General features: G+C 70.6%; 15 protein-coding genes. 9 read left to right on the top strand and 6 right to left on the bottom strand.

Going from position 1 to position 13,093, the window contains the following annotated elements:
• Positions 1-20: 20 nt before the first annotated feature.
• Positions 21-1,736 (bottom strand): hypothetical protein, encoded by a 1,716-nt coding sequence (locus tag AB0L53_RS22765; protein ID WP_363996960.1) that lies wholly within the window; start codon positions 1,734-1,736, stop codon positions 21-23.
• Between the two features lie 58 nt (positions 1,737-1,794).
• Complete coding sequence (locus AB0L53_RS22760) at positions 1,795-2,511, bottom strand: IclR family transcriptional regulator (RefSeq protein WP_225291990.1); 717 nt, start codon at positions 2,509-2,511, stop codon at positions 1,795-1,797.
• Between the two features lie 97 nt (positions 2,512-2,608).
• Here AB0L53_RS22760 and leuC point away from each other — a divergent pair, with 97 nt between their 5' ends.
• From leuC to AB0L53_RS22740, 4 genes are all read left to right on the top strand, one after another.
• Positions 2,609-3,997, top strand: coding sequence for a 3-isopropylmalate dehydratase large subunit (gene leuC / locus AB0L53_RS22755; protein ID WP_363996956.1), 1,389 nt, complete (start codon positions 2,609-2,611; stop codon positions 3,995-3,997).
• A 10-nt stretch (positions 3,998-4,007) separates the two neighbouring features.
• Positions 4,008-4,595: a 3-isopropylmalate dehydratase small subunit gene (leuD, locus tag AB0L53_RS22750; protein WP_363996953.1), complete on the top strand. Its 588-nt coding sequence runs from the start codon at positions 4,008-4,010 to the stop codon at positions 4,593-4,595.
• On the top strand, positions 4,574-4,813 hold the full coding sequence (locus AB0L53_RS22745; protein ID WP_358428868.1) for a hypothetical protein: 240 nt from the start codon (positions 4,574-4,576) through the stop codon (positions 4,811-4,813). The genes leuD and AB0L53_RS22745 overlap by 22 nt, the downstream gene beginning before the upstream one ends.
• Before the next feature lie 98 nt (positions 4,814-4,911).
• Positions 4,912-5,211, top strand: coding sequence for an HU family DNA-binding protein (locus AB0L53_RS22740; RefSeq protein WP_357643719.1), 300 nt, complete (start codon positions 4,912-4,914; stop codon positions 5,209-5,211).
• Between the two features lie 83 nt (positions 5,212-5,294).
• Here the strand turns inward: AB0L53_RS22740 and AB0L53_RS22735 are convergent, their stop codons facing one another.
• Together AB0L53_RS22735 and cofC are read right to left on the bottom strand one after the other, a co-directional pair.
• Entirely contained in the window at positions 5,295-5,495 is a 201-nt protein-coding gene (locus tag AB0L53_RS22735; protein ID WP_357643721.1) for a hypothetical protein, read from the bottom strand.
• 48 nt (positions 5,496-5,543) lie between these two features.
• A complete protein-coding gene (cofC, locus tag AB0L53_RS22730; RefSeq protein WP_358539581.1) occupies positions 5,544-6,179 on the bottom strand; it encodes a 2-phospho-L-lactate guanylyltransferase in 636 nt (211 codons plus the stop codon).
• Between the two features lie 74 nt (positions 6,180-6,253).
• Between cofC and AB0L53_RS22725 the strand changes: the two genes are divergently transcribed.
• From AB0L53_RS22725 to AB0L53_RS22715, 3 genes are all read left to right on the top strand, one after another.
• Positions 6,254-6,964, top strand: coding sequence for a lysophospholipid acyltransferase family protein (locus AB0L53_RS22725; RefSeq protein ID WP_363996948.1), 711 nt, complete (start codon positions 6,254-6,256; stop codon positions 6,962-6,964).
• A gap of 4 nt (positions 6,965-6,968) precedes the next feature.
• The gene (locus tag AB0L53_RS22720) at positions 6,969-7,979 is read left to right on the top strand and encodes an NAD(P)H-dependent glycerol-3-phosphate dehydrogenase (RefSeq protein WP_363996945.1); all 1,011 of its coding nucleotides are present in this window, start codon (positions 6,969-6,971) and stop codon (positions 7,977-7,979) included.
• 136 nt (positions 7,980-8,115) lie between these two features.
• Positions 8,116-9,210, top strand: coding sequence for a D-alanine--D-alanine ligase family protein (locus tag AB0L53_RS22715; protein ID WP_363996942.1), 1,095 nt, complete (start codon positions 8,116-8,118; stop codon positions 9,208-9,210).
• 4 nt (positions 9,211-9,214) lie between these two features.
• Here the strand turns inward: AB0L53_RS22715 and AB0L53_RS22710 are convergent, their stop codons facing one another.
• Together AB0L53_RS22710 and AB0L53_RS22705 are read right to left on the bottom strand one after the other, a co-directional pair.
• Positions 9,215-9,655: a DUF3515 domain-containing protein gene (locus AB0L53_RS22710; protein ID WP_363996939.1), complete on the bottom strand. Its 441-nt coding sequence runs from the start codon at positions 9,653-9,655 to the stop codon at positions 9,215-9,217.
• Between the two features lie 14 nt (positions 9,656-9,669).
• Positions 9,670-9,903 carry an Lrp/AsnC ligand binding domain-containing protein gene (locus AB0L53_RS22705; RefSeq protein WP_225291979.1) on the bottom strand — a complete coding sequence of 78 codons (234 nt, stop codon included), beginning with the start codon at positions 9,901-9,903 and terminating at the stop codon, positions 9,670-9,672.
• A 47-nt stretch (positions 9,904-9,950) separates the two neighbouring features.
• Here AB0L53_RS22705 and AB0L53_RS22700 point away from each other — a divergent pair, with 47 nt between their 5' ends.
• Positions 9,951-10,994, top strand: a complete 1,044-nt coding sequence (locus tag AB0L53_RS22700; protein WP_363996936.1) for a thiamine-phosphate kinase — start codon at positions 9,951-9,953, stop codon at positions 10,992-10,994.
• A 127-nt stretch (positions 10,995-11,121) separates the two neighbouring features.
• Positions 11,122-13,056 carry a hypothetical protein gene (locus AB0L53_RS22695; RefSeq protein ID WP_363996933.1) on the top strand — a complete coding sequence of 645 codons (1,935 nt, stop codon included), beginning with the start codon at positions 11,122-11,124 and terminating at the stop codon, positions 13,054-13,056.
• Positions 13,057-13,093 lie beyond the last annotated feature (37 nt).

Here is a 13,093-nt window from a genome sequence, read left to right as displayed (position 1 = left end):
CCATCTCGTACCGAAAGTGCCTAGGAGTTGGAGCGGGCCTTGAACAGCGCCCGCCGCGCCGCCTTGGCGACCTGCTTGTCGGGGTGGACCTGAGAGATCAAGTCCAGCAGCTCCTCCACGTGCGCGTGCGGGATCTTCCAGATCACCTCGAGCAGGTTGTTGAGCAGCTCGGGCCCGATGTCCCGCAGGCTCCCGATGAACTCCGACCGGCCGAGCCCGGCCGAGATCGTCCACATGTCGAGAATCAGCCAGTGGGTGTCGTCCTGCGTCGGCTCCGGCGCGCCCTCCACCTGGAGCTGGCTCAGGTGCGTGGCCGCGTAGGGGCGCAGCGAGGACTGCTTCAGCGCCTCCTGCCAGGCCGGGATCGCCGCCTCGCCGAGCGTGCCGACCACGCTGGCCGCCTGCACCCGGATGAGCGCGTCCGACTCGTCCTGGGCGGCTGCCTCCAGCAGCTCCTCGGCCGCCTTGCCGGGCTCGCGCAGCCGCATCCAGTCGGCGAACTCGGCGTCGGCGTCCTCCTCCGGCAGCTCGGCGCTGAGCGCGAGCAGCTCGTGGGCGCTCATCGACTCGATGGCCGGCCGCGCGTCGACCTCGATGTCGGAGTCGTCCACCAGGTGGACGACGCCCTCGGTGCCGAGCGGCGTGAGGCTGACCGTCTGGCCGGTGATCTCGACCATGCCGTAGCCGGTCAGCCAGGCGAGCGCCCCGGCGAGCGGGTCGCCCGCCGCCTCCCAGGCGTCGGCGCCCAGCTCGTCGAGCTCCGCGGCCGCCTCGGACAGCTCCTGGCCGAGCTCCGCGAGGTCGCGGGAGCCGCCGCCGAGGAGCAGCCTGACCAGCACGCCCCGCGTGAGGCCCGCCAGGGCCATGGTGAGGTCCTCGTCGGCCAGCTCGGGGTCGCCGTAGTCGACCGAGTGCAGGCCGAGCATCCAGGCGTCGAGCACGTCCTCGTCGTCGTCGAACGGCCACTCGGACGTGTCGTCCTGGACGCCCACGGTGTTGGCGTCACCCGGCTCCAGGAACTCCAGGTCGACGGCGAGGTTCCAGACGTTCCACAGCTGCGGGACGGCCTCGGCGAGCGAGCCCTCGGTCTCCGGCCTGGGCAGTCCGACGGCGGTCAGCGCCTCGGCCACCTCGTCGTCGGAGAGCAGGGTGTCTTCCCCCACCCTGCGCCCGGAGCCCACCCACAGGGCCAGGTCGCGCGCCTGGGCGATCAGCGGCACCTCGCGGGCGGCCGTGGCCAGCTCGGAGTCGGGGCGCAGCCTGATCGTGTCGAGGTCGGCCAGCGCGTCGGCGAACGGCTCGAAGTCGCCCAGGTCGCCGATCTCCTCCTCCTCGTCGTCGTCGTCGCCTTCGGCGTCGAGGAGGTCCTCCATCAGCTCGACGAAGTCGTCCTCGACGTCGTCGAGCTCGGCCTGCAGGTCGGAGAGGGAGTCAGAACCCTCGGTGAGCCGTCCGGTCTGCGAGAGGAACGTCAGGTACGCGTCGACGGCCGGGAGCATCCCGTCGGCGGCGGCGTCGGGGTCCTCCACGACCTTGGGCATGCGGTCGAGCAGCAGGTTGCGCAGGTCGGCACGCTTCCACGTGCCGAGATCCTGGGAGAAGGCGAGGCGGTGCCACAGCGCCGCTGGTCCCACAAGCTCGGGGTCGCTCTCGGGCGCGTTGTCGCGCGCCCAGATGATGAACTCTTCGAGCAGGGGTCGCAGCTCAGTGGCGGCTACCTCGATGCGATCTGTCACGCACTCAGGCTAGTGCGCCCGCGAGGCACTCGGCTCCCCAAATAGGCGCTTTTGCTGATCATGACGTGCGGCGCATCGCTTCCGTGATGCGTTCGGCCGCCGCCATGACGGGCACCGCGTGCAGCCGGCCGGGGGCTCTCGTCAGCCGTTCGATGGGCCCGGAAACCGAGACCGCCGCGATGACCTTGCCGCCGCTGCCCCTTATCGGCGCGGAGACGCTGGCCACCCCCTGCTCGCGCTCGCCGACACTGTGCGCCCATCCTCTGCGCCGCACCGACGCCAGCGTGGCGGCGGTGAACTTGGCGCCGCGCAACCCCCGGTGCAGGCGGTCGGGCTCCTCCCAGGCCAGCAATATCTGGGCGGCGGAACCCGCCGTCATCGGCAACGCCGAGCCCACGGGCACGGTGTCGCGCAAGCCGCTGGACCGTTCGGCCGCCGCCACGCAGACCCGCTCGTCACCCTGGCGCCGGTAGAGCTGCGCGCTCTCGCCGGTGAGGTCGCGCAACTGCATCAGCACGGGGGCCGCCACCGCGAGCAACCGGTCCTCACCCGCCGCCGTGGACAACTCGGAAAGCCGTGGGCCGAGCACGAACCTGCCCTGCGTGTCACGGGTCACGATGCGGTGGTGCTCGAGTGCGACGGCGAGCCGATGGGCCGTGGGCCGGGCCAGGCCGGTGGCCTGGACCAGCTGTGCCAGCGAAGCGGGACCCGCTTCGAGGGCATTGAGTACCAGAACGGCCTTGTCCAGTACGCCGACTCCGCTAGAGTTGTCCATACACCGATACTGACGTCTCGACATATGAGAAGGCAAGTCGGAGGACACTCCCGCGAGGGAGCGCGATGGGGAGCATCGCATCAACCAGGAGGAGATCATGGCCCGCACATTGGCGGAGAAGGTCTGGGAGCAGCATGTCGTGCGCCGCGCCGACGGCGAACCCGACCTCCTCTACATCGACCTGCACCTCATCCACGAGGTGACCAGCCCGCAGGCGTTCGACGGTCTCCGTCTCGCCGGGCGGACCGTGCGCAGGCCTGAGCTCACCATCGCCACCGAAGACCACAACGTGCCGACCGTGCTCGGCCCGATCGCCGACCCGGTGTCCAAGACGCAGGTCGAGACGCTGCGCAAGAACGCCGCCGAGTTCGGCATCCGGCTGCATCCTATGGGTGACGCGGGTCAGGGCGTGGTGCACATCATCGGCCCGCAGTTCGGCCTGACCCAGCCGGGCATGACGATCGTCTGCGGTGACTCCCACACCTCCACGCACGGCGCGTTCGGCGGCATCGCGTTCGGCATCGGCACCTCCGAGGTCGAGCACGTGCTGGCCACCCAGACGCTGCCGGCCTACCGGCCGAAGACGATGGCCATCGAGGTCTCGGGCGAGCTGCCCGTCGGCGTCACGGCCAAGGACCTGATCCTGGCCATCATCGCCAAGATCGGCACCGGCGGCGGCCAGGGCTACATCGTCGAATACCGTGGTGAGGCCGTACGCAAGCTCTCCATGGAGGGCCGCATGACGGTCTGCAACATGTCGATCGAGGCCGGTGCCCGCGCGGGCCTGATCGCGCCCGACGAGACCACCTTCGACTACCTCAAGGGCCGTCAGCACGCGCCGACCGGCGAGGCGTGGGACCAGGCCGTCGAATACTGGAAGTCGCTGCGCACCGACGACGACGCCGTGTTCGACAAGGTGGTCGAGATCGACGCCTCGACGCTCACGCCGTACGTCACCTGGGGCACTAACCCGGGCCAGGGCCTGCCGCTGGACGCGTCCGTGCCCAGCCCCGAGGACTTCACCGACCCGATCGCGCGCTCCTCGGCCGAGCGGGCGCTGGAGTACATGGGCCTCACGGCCGGCACGCCGCTGCGCGAGATCCAGGTCGACACGGTCTTCGTCGGCTCGTGCACCAACGGCCGCATCGAGGACCTGCGCGCCGCCGCCGAGATCCTGCGCGGCCGCCAGGTCACCACCCGCACGCTGATCGTGCCCGGCTCGATGCTGGTCAAGCTCCAGGCCGAGCAGGAGGGCCTGCACGAGGTGTTCAAGGCCGCCGGCGCCGAATGGCGCGAGGCGGGCTGCTCGATGTGCCTCGGCATGAACCCCGACACGCTCCAGCCGGGCGAGCGCAGCGCCTCCACCTCCAACCGCAACTTCGAGGGCCGCCAGGGCAAGGGTGGCCGCACCCATCTGGTGTCGCCGCAGGTCGCCGCCGCGACCGCCGTCACCGGCCGCCTGACCGCCCCCGCCGACCTCGCTTAGGAGACTTCCGATGGACGCCTTCACCACCCACACCGGTACGGCGGTGCCGCTGCGCCGCAGCAACGTCGACACCGACCAGATCATCCCGGCCGTCTGGCTCAAGCAGGTCAGCCGGACCGGGTTCGAGAAGGGGCTGTTCGCCGCCTGGCGCGAGGACCCGGCGTTCGTGCTCAACGACCCGGCCTACAACGGCGCCTCGATCCTCGTCTCGGGCCCCGACTTCGGCACCGGCTCCTCGCGCGAGCACGCCGTGTGGGCCCTGCAGCAGTACGGTTTCCGCGCCGTGATCGCCGCCCGCTTCGGCGACATCTTCCGCAACAACTCCACCAAGATGGGCCTGCTTCCAGTCGTCCTGCCGGGCGACAAGGTCGAGGCGCTCCAGGCGGCCGTCGAGGCCGACCCGGGCCTGGAGGTGACCGTCGACCTCGTGGAGCGCCAGGTTCGCTGGGCCGGGGAGAGCGTCGGTTTCGAGATCGACGACTACACCCGCTGGCGCCTCATGGAGGGCCTCGACGACATCGGACTGACCCTGCGTCATGCCGACGATGTGGCGACGTACGAGAATGGTCGGCAGCCATGGCTGCCGACGACCGTCTAGAAGACGACGAACTGGCGCGGCGGCTGCGCGAAGCGCACCGCCGCGTCCGCATGCTGCCCGCCGCCGAGAAGGAACGGCTGGGCCGCCGGTACGTCGCGATCTGCGATCTGGCCAAGCGGGATCCGGAAAGGGCGGCGGCCCGCCTCGAAGCGTTTCTCGCCGCACTCGACAGCGATTTCGACACGCCACGCGCACCCGAAAACACGCTCGGTGATTGAGTTCCCCCGCGATCCCGCCTACTTTCGAGCGCGTAAGGGGTTTCTACCGAGAACTCATGAGCTGGAACCCCGAGCCGTAACTGGGGGAGCAGACCTTTATGAACAAGCGGGAACTCGTCGACGCCATCGCAGACCGGGTGGGCGACAGGAGGACGGCCACGGAGGCCGTGAACGCGATCATCGACGCCATCCAGAAGGCGGTCGCCAGCGGAGACAAGGTCTCGATCACCGGCTTCGGCGCGTTCGAGATGGTCCACAAGGGGGCCAGGAGCGCCCGTAACCCGTCTACGGGTGCCGAAATCGCGGTCGCGGAGAGCTGGGGGCCCAAGTTCCGTCCGGGTTCGGACTTCAAGGAACTCGTGAACGTCGGCGGCAAGAAGCTCTCGAAGAAGAAGTAATCACCAGAGGTAGCCGGGCGCCCGGTCCCCTGTCGGGGGGCCGGGCGTTTCCTTATCCCCGGGATTCCTGGATTCCCGGGGAATCAGGGGAGCGGAAAGGTCGACAGCGTTATGTAGGTGATCTCGTCACCCGTCATCGCCAGGCGGACCCGCTGCCCCGAGCGCAGGAGCCGCAGCGGCCCAGCGTCGAAGGCGGGCGTGCCGAACTCCAGCACGGTCCCGTCGTCGAGGAAGACCGAGCCGGAACGCGTTACCGGATCGAAACTGCGCACCGTCGCCTGCATGCGGCCCAGCGTAAACGGTGCGTCCGCGCCCAGCGAGACCCCGGCGTGTCATGAGGGCGGCCACAGCTCGGCGACGACCGCCGCGGTGTGCCGTCCCAGTCCCAGGGCGATGGCGGCCCGCAGGTCGTCGGGGGTGTCCACGTCGCGCCTGACCGAGTCGATGTCCTCCGTACACAGCTCCTTGGCGCCGCCCGCCAGGTGCTTGGCCCGCGACTCCCCGCCGAAGCGCGGCGTGAACGGGCGGCCCGGCCGTACCCCGTAGAAGGTGGTGCCGACGTCGAGCGCGTCGGGCACGAAAGACTGGTCGAACTCCGCGGCGCGGGCCAGTGCGGTGGCCAGCTCCGCCGGACGCAGGGCGGGCAGATCCGCCTGCAGGGCACCGATCCCGTCGCCGGGAGCGACGCGTACGGCGTGCGCCGCGCCCGTGCGCAGGGCGGTGTTCAGGCCGCGGTCCGGGTCGTGCACCACCTCGGCCCCCAGCGCGGTCAGCGGCCCGGCGGCGGCCGGGTCGGCGGTCACCACGATTACCCGGGCCACCAGCGGGCAGGAGAGCGCCGCCGCGACGGTGTCGCAGGCGACGGCGACGGCCAGCCGGGTGCGGTGCGGACCCGTGGCGGCCGCCAGCCGAGTCTTGGCCGCGACCAGCGTCTTCACCGGAATGACCAGTGACCAGCGGATGCTCATAGGGTTAAGCATCGCGCCTCGACATCCCATGCGGCCAACCGGGAGACTTGGGGCGCAGACCGTAGGAGGAGATCATGAGCCGCCCCACGCGCCCATCGCGTTTCTGGGAGACCCTGGCCGTAGTGATCGTGAAACCACTGTCATGGCTCCTGATCAAGAAGGACTGGCGCAGGGGCGAGCGCATTCCTCGCACAGGCGGCATCATCATCGCGACGAACCACCTCTCCTGGACCGACCCCGTGCTGCTGGCGCACTTCCTCTACAACAACGGGCGGTGGCCGGTCATCCTGGCCAAGGCCATGCTGTTCAAGGTGCCGTTCCTGGGCAACGCCGTCCGCTCCCTGCGGGCCATCCCCGTCGAGCGGGGCAGCAACGAGGCGGCCAAATCGCTGCACGAGTCGGCGGCGCGGCTGAAGGACGGCGCCGCGATCCTCTTCTATCCCGAGGGCACCTGCACCCGCGATCCCGACCTGTGGCCGATGGTCGGCAAGACGGGCGCGGCCAGGCTGGCGCTGGAGAGCGGCGCACCGGTGATCCCGGTGGCCCACTGGGGCGCGCACGAGCTGCTGCCCTATGGGGAGAAGCGGCCCAGGCTGTTCCCGCGCAAGACGTTCCGCGTGATGGTGGGGCCGCCGGTCGACCTGTCGGCGTACACAGGGCAGGAGCCGCACGCCGACGTTCTGCGCGCGGCCACCCACGACATCGTGATGGCGATCACCGAGCAGCTCGCCGCGCTGCGCGGGCAACAGGCACCCGCGGCCCCCTACGACCCGGCCGGACGGTGACGGTATGACGAAGGTCGCGGTGTTCGGCACCGGATCGTGGGGCACCACGTTCGCGATGATCCTGGCCGAGGCGGGCAACCAGACCGTGCTGTGGGGCCGCCGGCCGGAGCTGGTCGCGGGCATCGAGCGCAGTCACGCGAACCTCGACTACCTGCCCGGCGTGGCGCTGCCCCCTTCGTTGCGCGCGACGACGGACCCCGCTGTAGCGCTCGACGGGGCCGACTTCGTGGTGCTCGCCGTGCCGTCGCAGTCCCTGCGGCCCAACCTGGCCGCCTGGCGTGAGCACATCCCGCGCGACGCGGTCCTGGTCAGCCTGATGAAGGGCATCGAGCTCGGCACGACCAAGCGGATGAGCGAGGTCATCCGCGAGGTGGCGGGGGTGCACGAGGATCGGGTCGCCGTCGTCTCGGGCCCCAACCTGGCCAAGGAGATCGCCCAGCGCCAGCCCGCCGCCACGGTCGTGGCCTGTGTGGACGAGGAGGTCGCCGGGCGCCTGCAGGCGGTCTGCCATCTGCCGCCGTGGTTCCGCCCCTACACCAACACCGACGTGGTCGGCGTCGAGCTCGGCGGCGCGGTCAAGAACGTGATCGCGCTGGCAGTCGGCGTGGCCTCGGGCATGGGGATGGGCGACAACGTCGGCGCCATGCTGATGACCAGGGGACTGGCCGAGATCTCCCGGCTGGGCGCGGCGCTCGGGGCCGACCCGCACACGTTCGCCGGTCTGGCCGGGATGGGCGACCTGGTGGCGACCTGCACCTCGCCGCTGTCGCGCAACCGTACGTTCGGCGAGAACCTGGGCCGAGGCATGACGCTCGCCGAGGTCATCGCCGCCACCAGGCAGACCGCCGAGGGCGTCAAGTCCTGCGAGTCCGTGCTGGAGCTGGCCAGGAAGCACGATGTGGAGATGCCGATCACCGAGGTCGTCGTCGGCGTGGTGCACGACGGCATGTCGCCGAGCGAGGCCGGAATGCTGCTCATGTCCCGCTCGCCCAAGCCCGAGCGTTACGGCGTATGACGACGTCACCCGCTTGCTTGATTCGCTGTCCAGCGCGCGTACCTGCTTGCTTGACCCGCTCTCCAGGGCGCGTATGGCGACGTCACCCGCGCGCTTGACTCGCTGTGCGGCGTACGCGCCGGTAGATTCGGACCTCATGAGCAAGCCACGCGTCGCCGTCGTTTTCGGAGGTCGCAATTCCGAGCACGCTGTGTCCCTGATGGGAGCCGGCAGTGTCCTGGAGGCGATCGACAGGAGCAAGTACGAGGTGATCCCCATCGGGATCGCCCAGGACGGCAGGTGGGTGCTGGCCGCGTCGGACCAGCGGTTCGCCATCGAGTCCGGCGAGCTGCCCGCCGTCGACACCACGGGCGCGGCCCTGGCGTTGCCATCCGGCAGCGCCTCGCTGGTGGCCTACGACCCGGGCAGCATCCCCGTCGAGCTGGGCAGCGTCGACGTGGTCTTCCCCGTCATGCACGGCCCGTTCGCCGAGGACGGCACGATCCAGGGCCTGCTGGAGATGGCCGGCGTGCGCTACGTCGGCTCCGGCGTACTGGCCAGCGCGGTGGGGATGGACAAGGCCCACATGAAGACGGTCATGGCCGCCGCGGGACTGCCGATCGGACGCCATGTGGTGGTGCGCGAGCGTGACTGGCGGCTCTACCGGGAGCGGGTGCTGAAGGAGGCCGAGGAGCTCGGCTGGCCGGTGTTCGTCAAGCCCGCCAGGGCCGGGTCGTCGCAGGGCATCTCCAAGGCGCACGACCGGGCCTCGCTGGAGCGGGCCGTCGAGGTCGCCCGCGAGCACGATCCCAAGGTGCTCATCGAGGCCGCCATCGAGGGGCGCGAGATCGAGTGCGCGGTGCTCGAGTCACTCGGCGACGAGCCGGCGATCGCCTCGACGCCGGGTGAGGTCAAGGTCCAGGGCGGTCAGGAGTTCTTCGACTTCGAGGCCAAGTACTACCCCGACCAGATGTCGCTCACCGTGCCCGCCGACCTCCCGGAGGCGGTGGCCGAGGAGCTGCGGGAGATGGCCGTGCGCGCGTTCGAGGCGCTCGACTGCGAGGGGCTGTCGCGGGTCGACTTCTTCTACACGCCCGAGGGGAAGCTGGTCTTCAACGAGATCAACACCATGCCCGGGTTCACCTCGTTGTCGGTGGCGCCGCAGCTGTGGGCCGCCTCGGGGCTGTCGTACCCGGCGCTGGTCGACCGGCTCATCCAGCTCGCCCTGCACCGTTCACCGGGGCTGCGCTGACTGACTACGGGGTCGGCTTCTGGGAAGCCGACGCCTGGCTGATCGGCCCCGAGAGGTCCGCGAGGACCGAGGGGGCGACGTGGGTGCCCGCGATCGTGACCTCGACATAGGCGGGGTCCTCGATCGCGGTGTACAGGGTCGGCTTGTCGGGGTCGGCGAACCAGCCCACGCCGTCGATCTCCTGCAACGTGTCGGTCGGGGACATCCGCGCCGGGCGCGGCACACCGCAGCGGAGCGCGATCTCCGCCTCCCCCCAGACCGTGACGTACGTGGACGCGGGCGTGGACTCACCGCGCGGGGCGCCGTCAAGCGTCTTGGGCAGCCGCCCGGCCAGGCTCTCGCAGGCTGCCGCCGCCTCCCCCTGAGGCTTGGGCGGCTCCACGCGAACGGCACCGCCGCACCCCGCGAGGATCAACAGGGCGAGCAGGACAGTGGTGCGGCGCATGAACTAGATTTACCTCAAATATGGACGATCGGGCACGTCAGAGTACGTGTGATGCCCTCCACGGCCTGAATCTGGGCGACTACCAGCTTGCCCAGTTCGTCGACGTTGTTGGCCTCCGCGCGCACGATCACGTCGTAGGGGCCGGTGACGTCCTCCGCCTGCGTGACTCCGGGAATGCCGGAAATCTCGCGGGCCACGCTCGCGGCCTTGCCGACCTCGGTCTGAATAAGGATGTAGGCCTGCACCATTACGTCCTCCCGGGCGATTCGATCACGCCGAAGGGCCACCGTACCCTGTGTGCGTCAGGAGGTGCGTCATCACAGTCGGAGATCTCGGCGAATTCGGAGCGGTGTCTCGTATTTCCGGGCGTTTGCCGCAAGGTGCGACGGTTCTCCTCGGGCCGGGCGACGACGCCGCAATGGTTAGGGCGCCCGACGGGCGCGTCGTGGTGTCTACGGACCTGCTACTCGAGGGTAGGCACTTTCGCCGCGATTGGTCCAGCGGCTATGACGTGGGGCGCAAAGCAGCGGCTCAGAACCTTGCGGACGTGGCCGCGATGGGGGCCGTGCCGACGTCCATCGTGGTCGGCCTGGGGATGCCCGCGGACCTGCCGGTGGAGTGGCTCGACGCGCTCGCCGACGGGTTCCGCGACGAGTGCGCGATCGTGGGGGCGAGCGTCGTGGGCGGCGACATCGCGCGCGGCGACCTGGTCGTCATCGGGGTGACGGCGCTCGGCGATCTGGGCGGCCGAGCGCCGGTGACCCGGTCGGGCGCGCGCCCCGGGCAGGTGGTGGCGGTGGCCGGACGCCTTGGGTACGCCGCCGCGGGGCTGGCACTGCTCGAATCCGGCTGGCCGCCCAGCCACCCTTCGGAGGCGAGCCGTGCGGAGGCGAGCCGTGCGGAGGGGATGCCCCTCTCTCCGCCCTTCTCTCCGCAGGGAGAGGCGCTCTGGGAGGCTGTGGCCGCGCATCGGCGGCCGTGTCCGCCGTACTCTTCGGGGCCCGAGGCCGCGGAGCTGGGGGCGAGCGCGATGCTCGACGTGAGCGACGGACTGCTTCAGGACCTCGGGCACATCGCGGCGGCCAGTGGCGTACGCGTCGAGCTGGACCCGGCCGCGTTCGTCGTGGGGGAGCCGGTGGCGGCGGTGGCCGAGCGGCTCGGGGCCGATCCGCTGGACTGGGTGCTGTCGGGCGGCGAGGATCACGCGCTCGCGGCGGTGTTCCCCGCCGGAGTGGCGCTGCCGCCTCCGTGGCGAATCGTGGGGGACGTAGTGGCAGGTCAGGGAGTTCACGTCCGAGGGCGTGAAATTGGTCACGCCGGATGGGATCACTTTGCGTGACAAGACGCCGCGATTTGTGTAAGATTTGGCGGATTTGGGGTGTGACTACCGGGATTACTGGGACAAAGCCGTAGTAAAGGTGTTATGAAGATTGGCGGCCACTGTAACCTGCAGAAAGGGCAGCCATATGGGCCGCCACGGCACAGGTGGATCCGACGACGAGGATGAATGGGGGAACGAGGGCTCCGACGATTCACAGGAGGACCCCAGGTTCACCACCGACCCCGCCGCGAGGTGGGCCGCCGTCCCGGATCCGACCGCCAAGAGCGCCTTCTGGGGCCCGGACGAGCCAGGAGCCGAGCCGCCCGGCTGGCCCTCGCCGCCCGACCAGGTGGAGGTGACGGGCCAGTGGGCGCCGATGCCGAAACGGGAAGGCGGACCGGCCCCGACCGGCCCTGCTCCCGGCGTACGGCCTGACCCGTTCGAGACGACGGGCGCGTTCGCGCCGCCGCCGCGGTCGAAGGCCGCCGGTCGGCCCCCGGAGTCGTCCTCCGAGCCCCCGAGCATGTTCAGCCGCCCAGAAGGACCCACGGGCGGTTTCACCCGCCCGGAAGGGCCCGCAGGCGGCTTCAATGGCCCCGAAGGGCCCGCGCGCGGCTTCACCCATCCGGAAGGGCCCGCAGGCGGCTTCACTCGCCCCGAAGGGCCCTCGGGTGGCTTCCCTCACCCGGAAGGACCCGCGGACGGCTTCACCCGGCCCGAAGGGGCTTCGGTCGTCGCCTTCATGCGTCCCGAAGGGTCGGCCACGCGGCCCCATGGGCGTCCTGAGGGCTCTGGGGCGTTCCCAGAGGGGCCTTCCGAGACCACGGGGGCGTTCATCATGCCCCCCGAAGGTGGGTTCAACCAGCCGCAGCAGCCGCCGACGGGTGGTGCCGGACAGTCCGACCGCCCTGAGGGGCCGTTCGAGACGACCGGCGCCTTCACCCGCCCGGAGTGGGACACCCCCGGCCGGCCGGCGGGACCCGACGGCGAGCCCGGCTCGAACGAGACACGTGACTTCAACGAGCCCTTCGGCGCCACCCAGGTCTTCGGTTCGACCGAGGTGTTCGGGCCGCCGTCGAACGAGCCGCCCGCGCCGGGCGACATCAAGGTGTACGGCGCGCCGACCATGGTCGACGCGCCCACGCCCGCCTGGGCGGACAGCGCCGACAACGGCTTCCTCGGCTCGGGCTGGTCGTCGGACGAGCCGATCGACGAGCCGGAGCCGCGCCGCCGCCGGGGCCGCAAGAAGCCGCCCGCCGACCCCGACGTGCTCGCCGCGCCTCCCAGTGGCGGACGGGGCAAGGTGGCGCTGCTCTCCGTCGCCGCCGTGGCGGTCGTACTCGGCGGCACCGTCGCCGGCGTCAAGATGATGAGCTCCTCGAACGACCCGGCCAAGTGCGCCGGCGCCACCTGCGCCGCCGTACAGGTGACCAACCAGCCGGGTGCGAAGCCCAGCGCGTCCCCGGCGGATGAGGAGCCTACGGAGGAGCCCTCCGAGGAGCCGACCAAGGAGGAGACCAAGGCCGCCGACACCCCGAAGCCGTCGGCCACGGTCAACGTGCACACGCCGCACCGTAGCGCCTCCCCGACACCGACGCCGACCAAGACGAAGACGAAGAAACCGGTCAAACCCACGAGGGAGCCGGTCGACCCGAGCCCGACGGAGAGCCTCACGGAGGAGCCGACCGAAGAGGCCACGACGGTCAACAACCCCGACACCCAGACCGGCACTGTCACGACGGCCCCCGTACCCACCGACCCGGCCCAGGCCGCGGGCGGTCAGTCGGTGAGCCTGAACTTCGACGTGACCAACCAAGGGCTGGTCGGCTACACCGCGCACCTGGACGTCGTCAACTCCTCCCTGGCGGCGCTGCCGTCGCTCACGGTCTCCCTGCCGATCCGCGGCCGGGTACTGGACGTGAAGGGCGCCGGGTGGACGCAGGACGGGGATCAGCTGATCATCGACCTGACCGAGTCGCTCGCCGAGGGCGGCACCGCCCAGCTGACGATCTCGGCCACGGGCCGGGGCGCCGCGCCGGCGAACTGCGGCTTGGTGGGCGGGGACTGCGCCGTCAGCTAACCAGCCATGCCGGTGGGGGAGGGACCGTCAGTTAATC

The organism is Nonomuraea sp. NPDC052129 (assembly GCF_040680095.1).
Classification (GTDB): domain Bacteria; phylum Actinomycetota; class Actinomycetes; order Streptosporangiales; family Streptosporangiaceae; genus Nonomuraea.
This window is presented reverse-complemented; position numbering and strand designations above follow the sequence as displayed.

Coding starts and splice junctions, on each gene's coding strand:
- AB0L53_RS22760 (WP_225291990.1), bottom strand. CDS start 2,511: ATGGACAACTCTAGCGGAGTCGGCGTACTGGACAAGGCCGTTCTGGTA.
- leuC (WP_363996956.1), top strand. CDS start 2,609: ATGGCCCGCACATTGGCGGAGAAGGTCTGGGAGCAGCATGTCGTGCGC.
- leuD (WP_363996953.1), top strand. CDS start 4,008: ATGGACGCCTTCACCACCCACACCGGTACGGCGGTGCCGCTGCGCCGC.
- AB0L53_RS22745 (WP_358428868.1), top strand. CDS start 4,574: ATGGCTGCCGACGACCGTCTAGAAGACGACGAACTGGCGCGGCGGCTG.
- AB0L53_RS22740 (WP_357643719.1), top strand. CDS start 4,912: ATGAACAAGCGGGAACTCGTCGACGCCATCGCAGACCGGGTGGGCGAC.
- AB0L53_RS22735 (WP_357643721.1), bottom strand. CDS start 5,495: ATGCAGGCGACGGTGCGCAGTTTCGATCCGGTAACGCGTTCCGGCTCG.
- cofC (WP_358539581.1), bottom strand. CDS start 6,179: ATGAGCATCCGCTGGTCACTGGTCATTCCGGTGAAGACGCTGGTCGCG.
- AB0L53_RS22725 (WP_363996948.1), top strand. CDS start 6,254: ATGAGCCGCCCCACGCGCCCATCGCGTTTCTGGGAGACCCTGGCCGTA.
- AB0L53_RS22720 (WP_363996945.1), top strand. CDS start 6,969: ATGACGAAGGTCGCGGTGTTCGGCACCGGATCGTGGGGCACCACGTTC.
- AB0L53_RS22715 (WP_363996942.1), top strand. CDS start 8,116: ATGAGCAAGCCACGCGTCGCCGTCGTTTTCGGAGGTCGCAATTCCGAG.
- AB0L53_RS22710 (WP_363996939.1), bottom strand. CDS start 9,655: ATGCGCCGCACCACTGTCCTGCTCGCCCTGTTGATCCTCGCGGGGTGC.
- AB0L53_RS22705 (WP_225291979.1), bottom strand. CDS start 9,903: ATGGTGCAGGCCTACATCCTTATTCAGACCGAGGTCGGCAAGGCCGCG.
- AB0L53_RS22695 (WP_363996933.1), top strand. CDS start 11,122: ATGGGCCGCCACGGCACAGGTGGATCCGACGACGAGGATGAATGGGGG.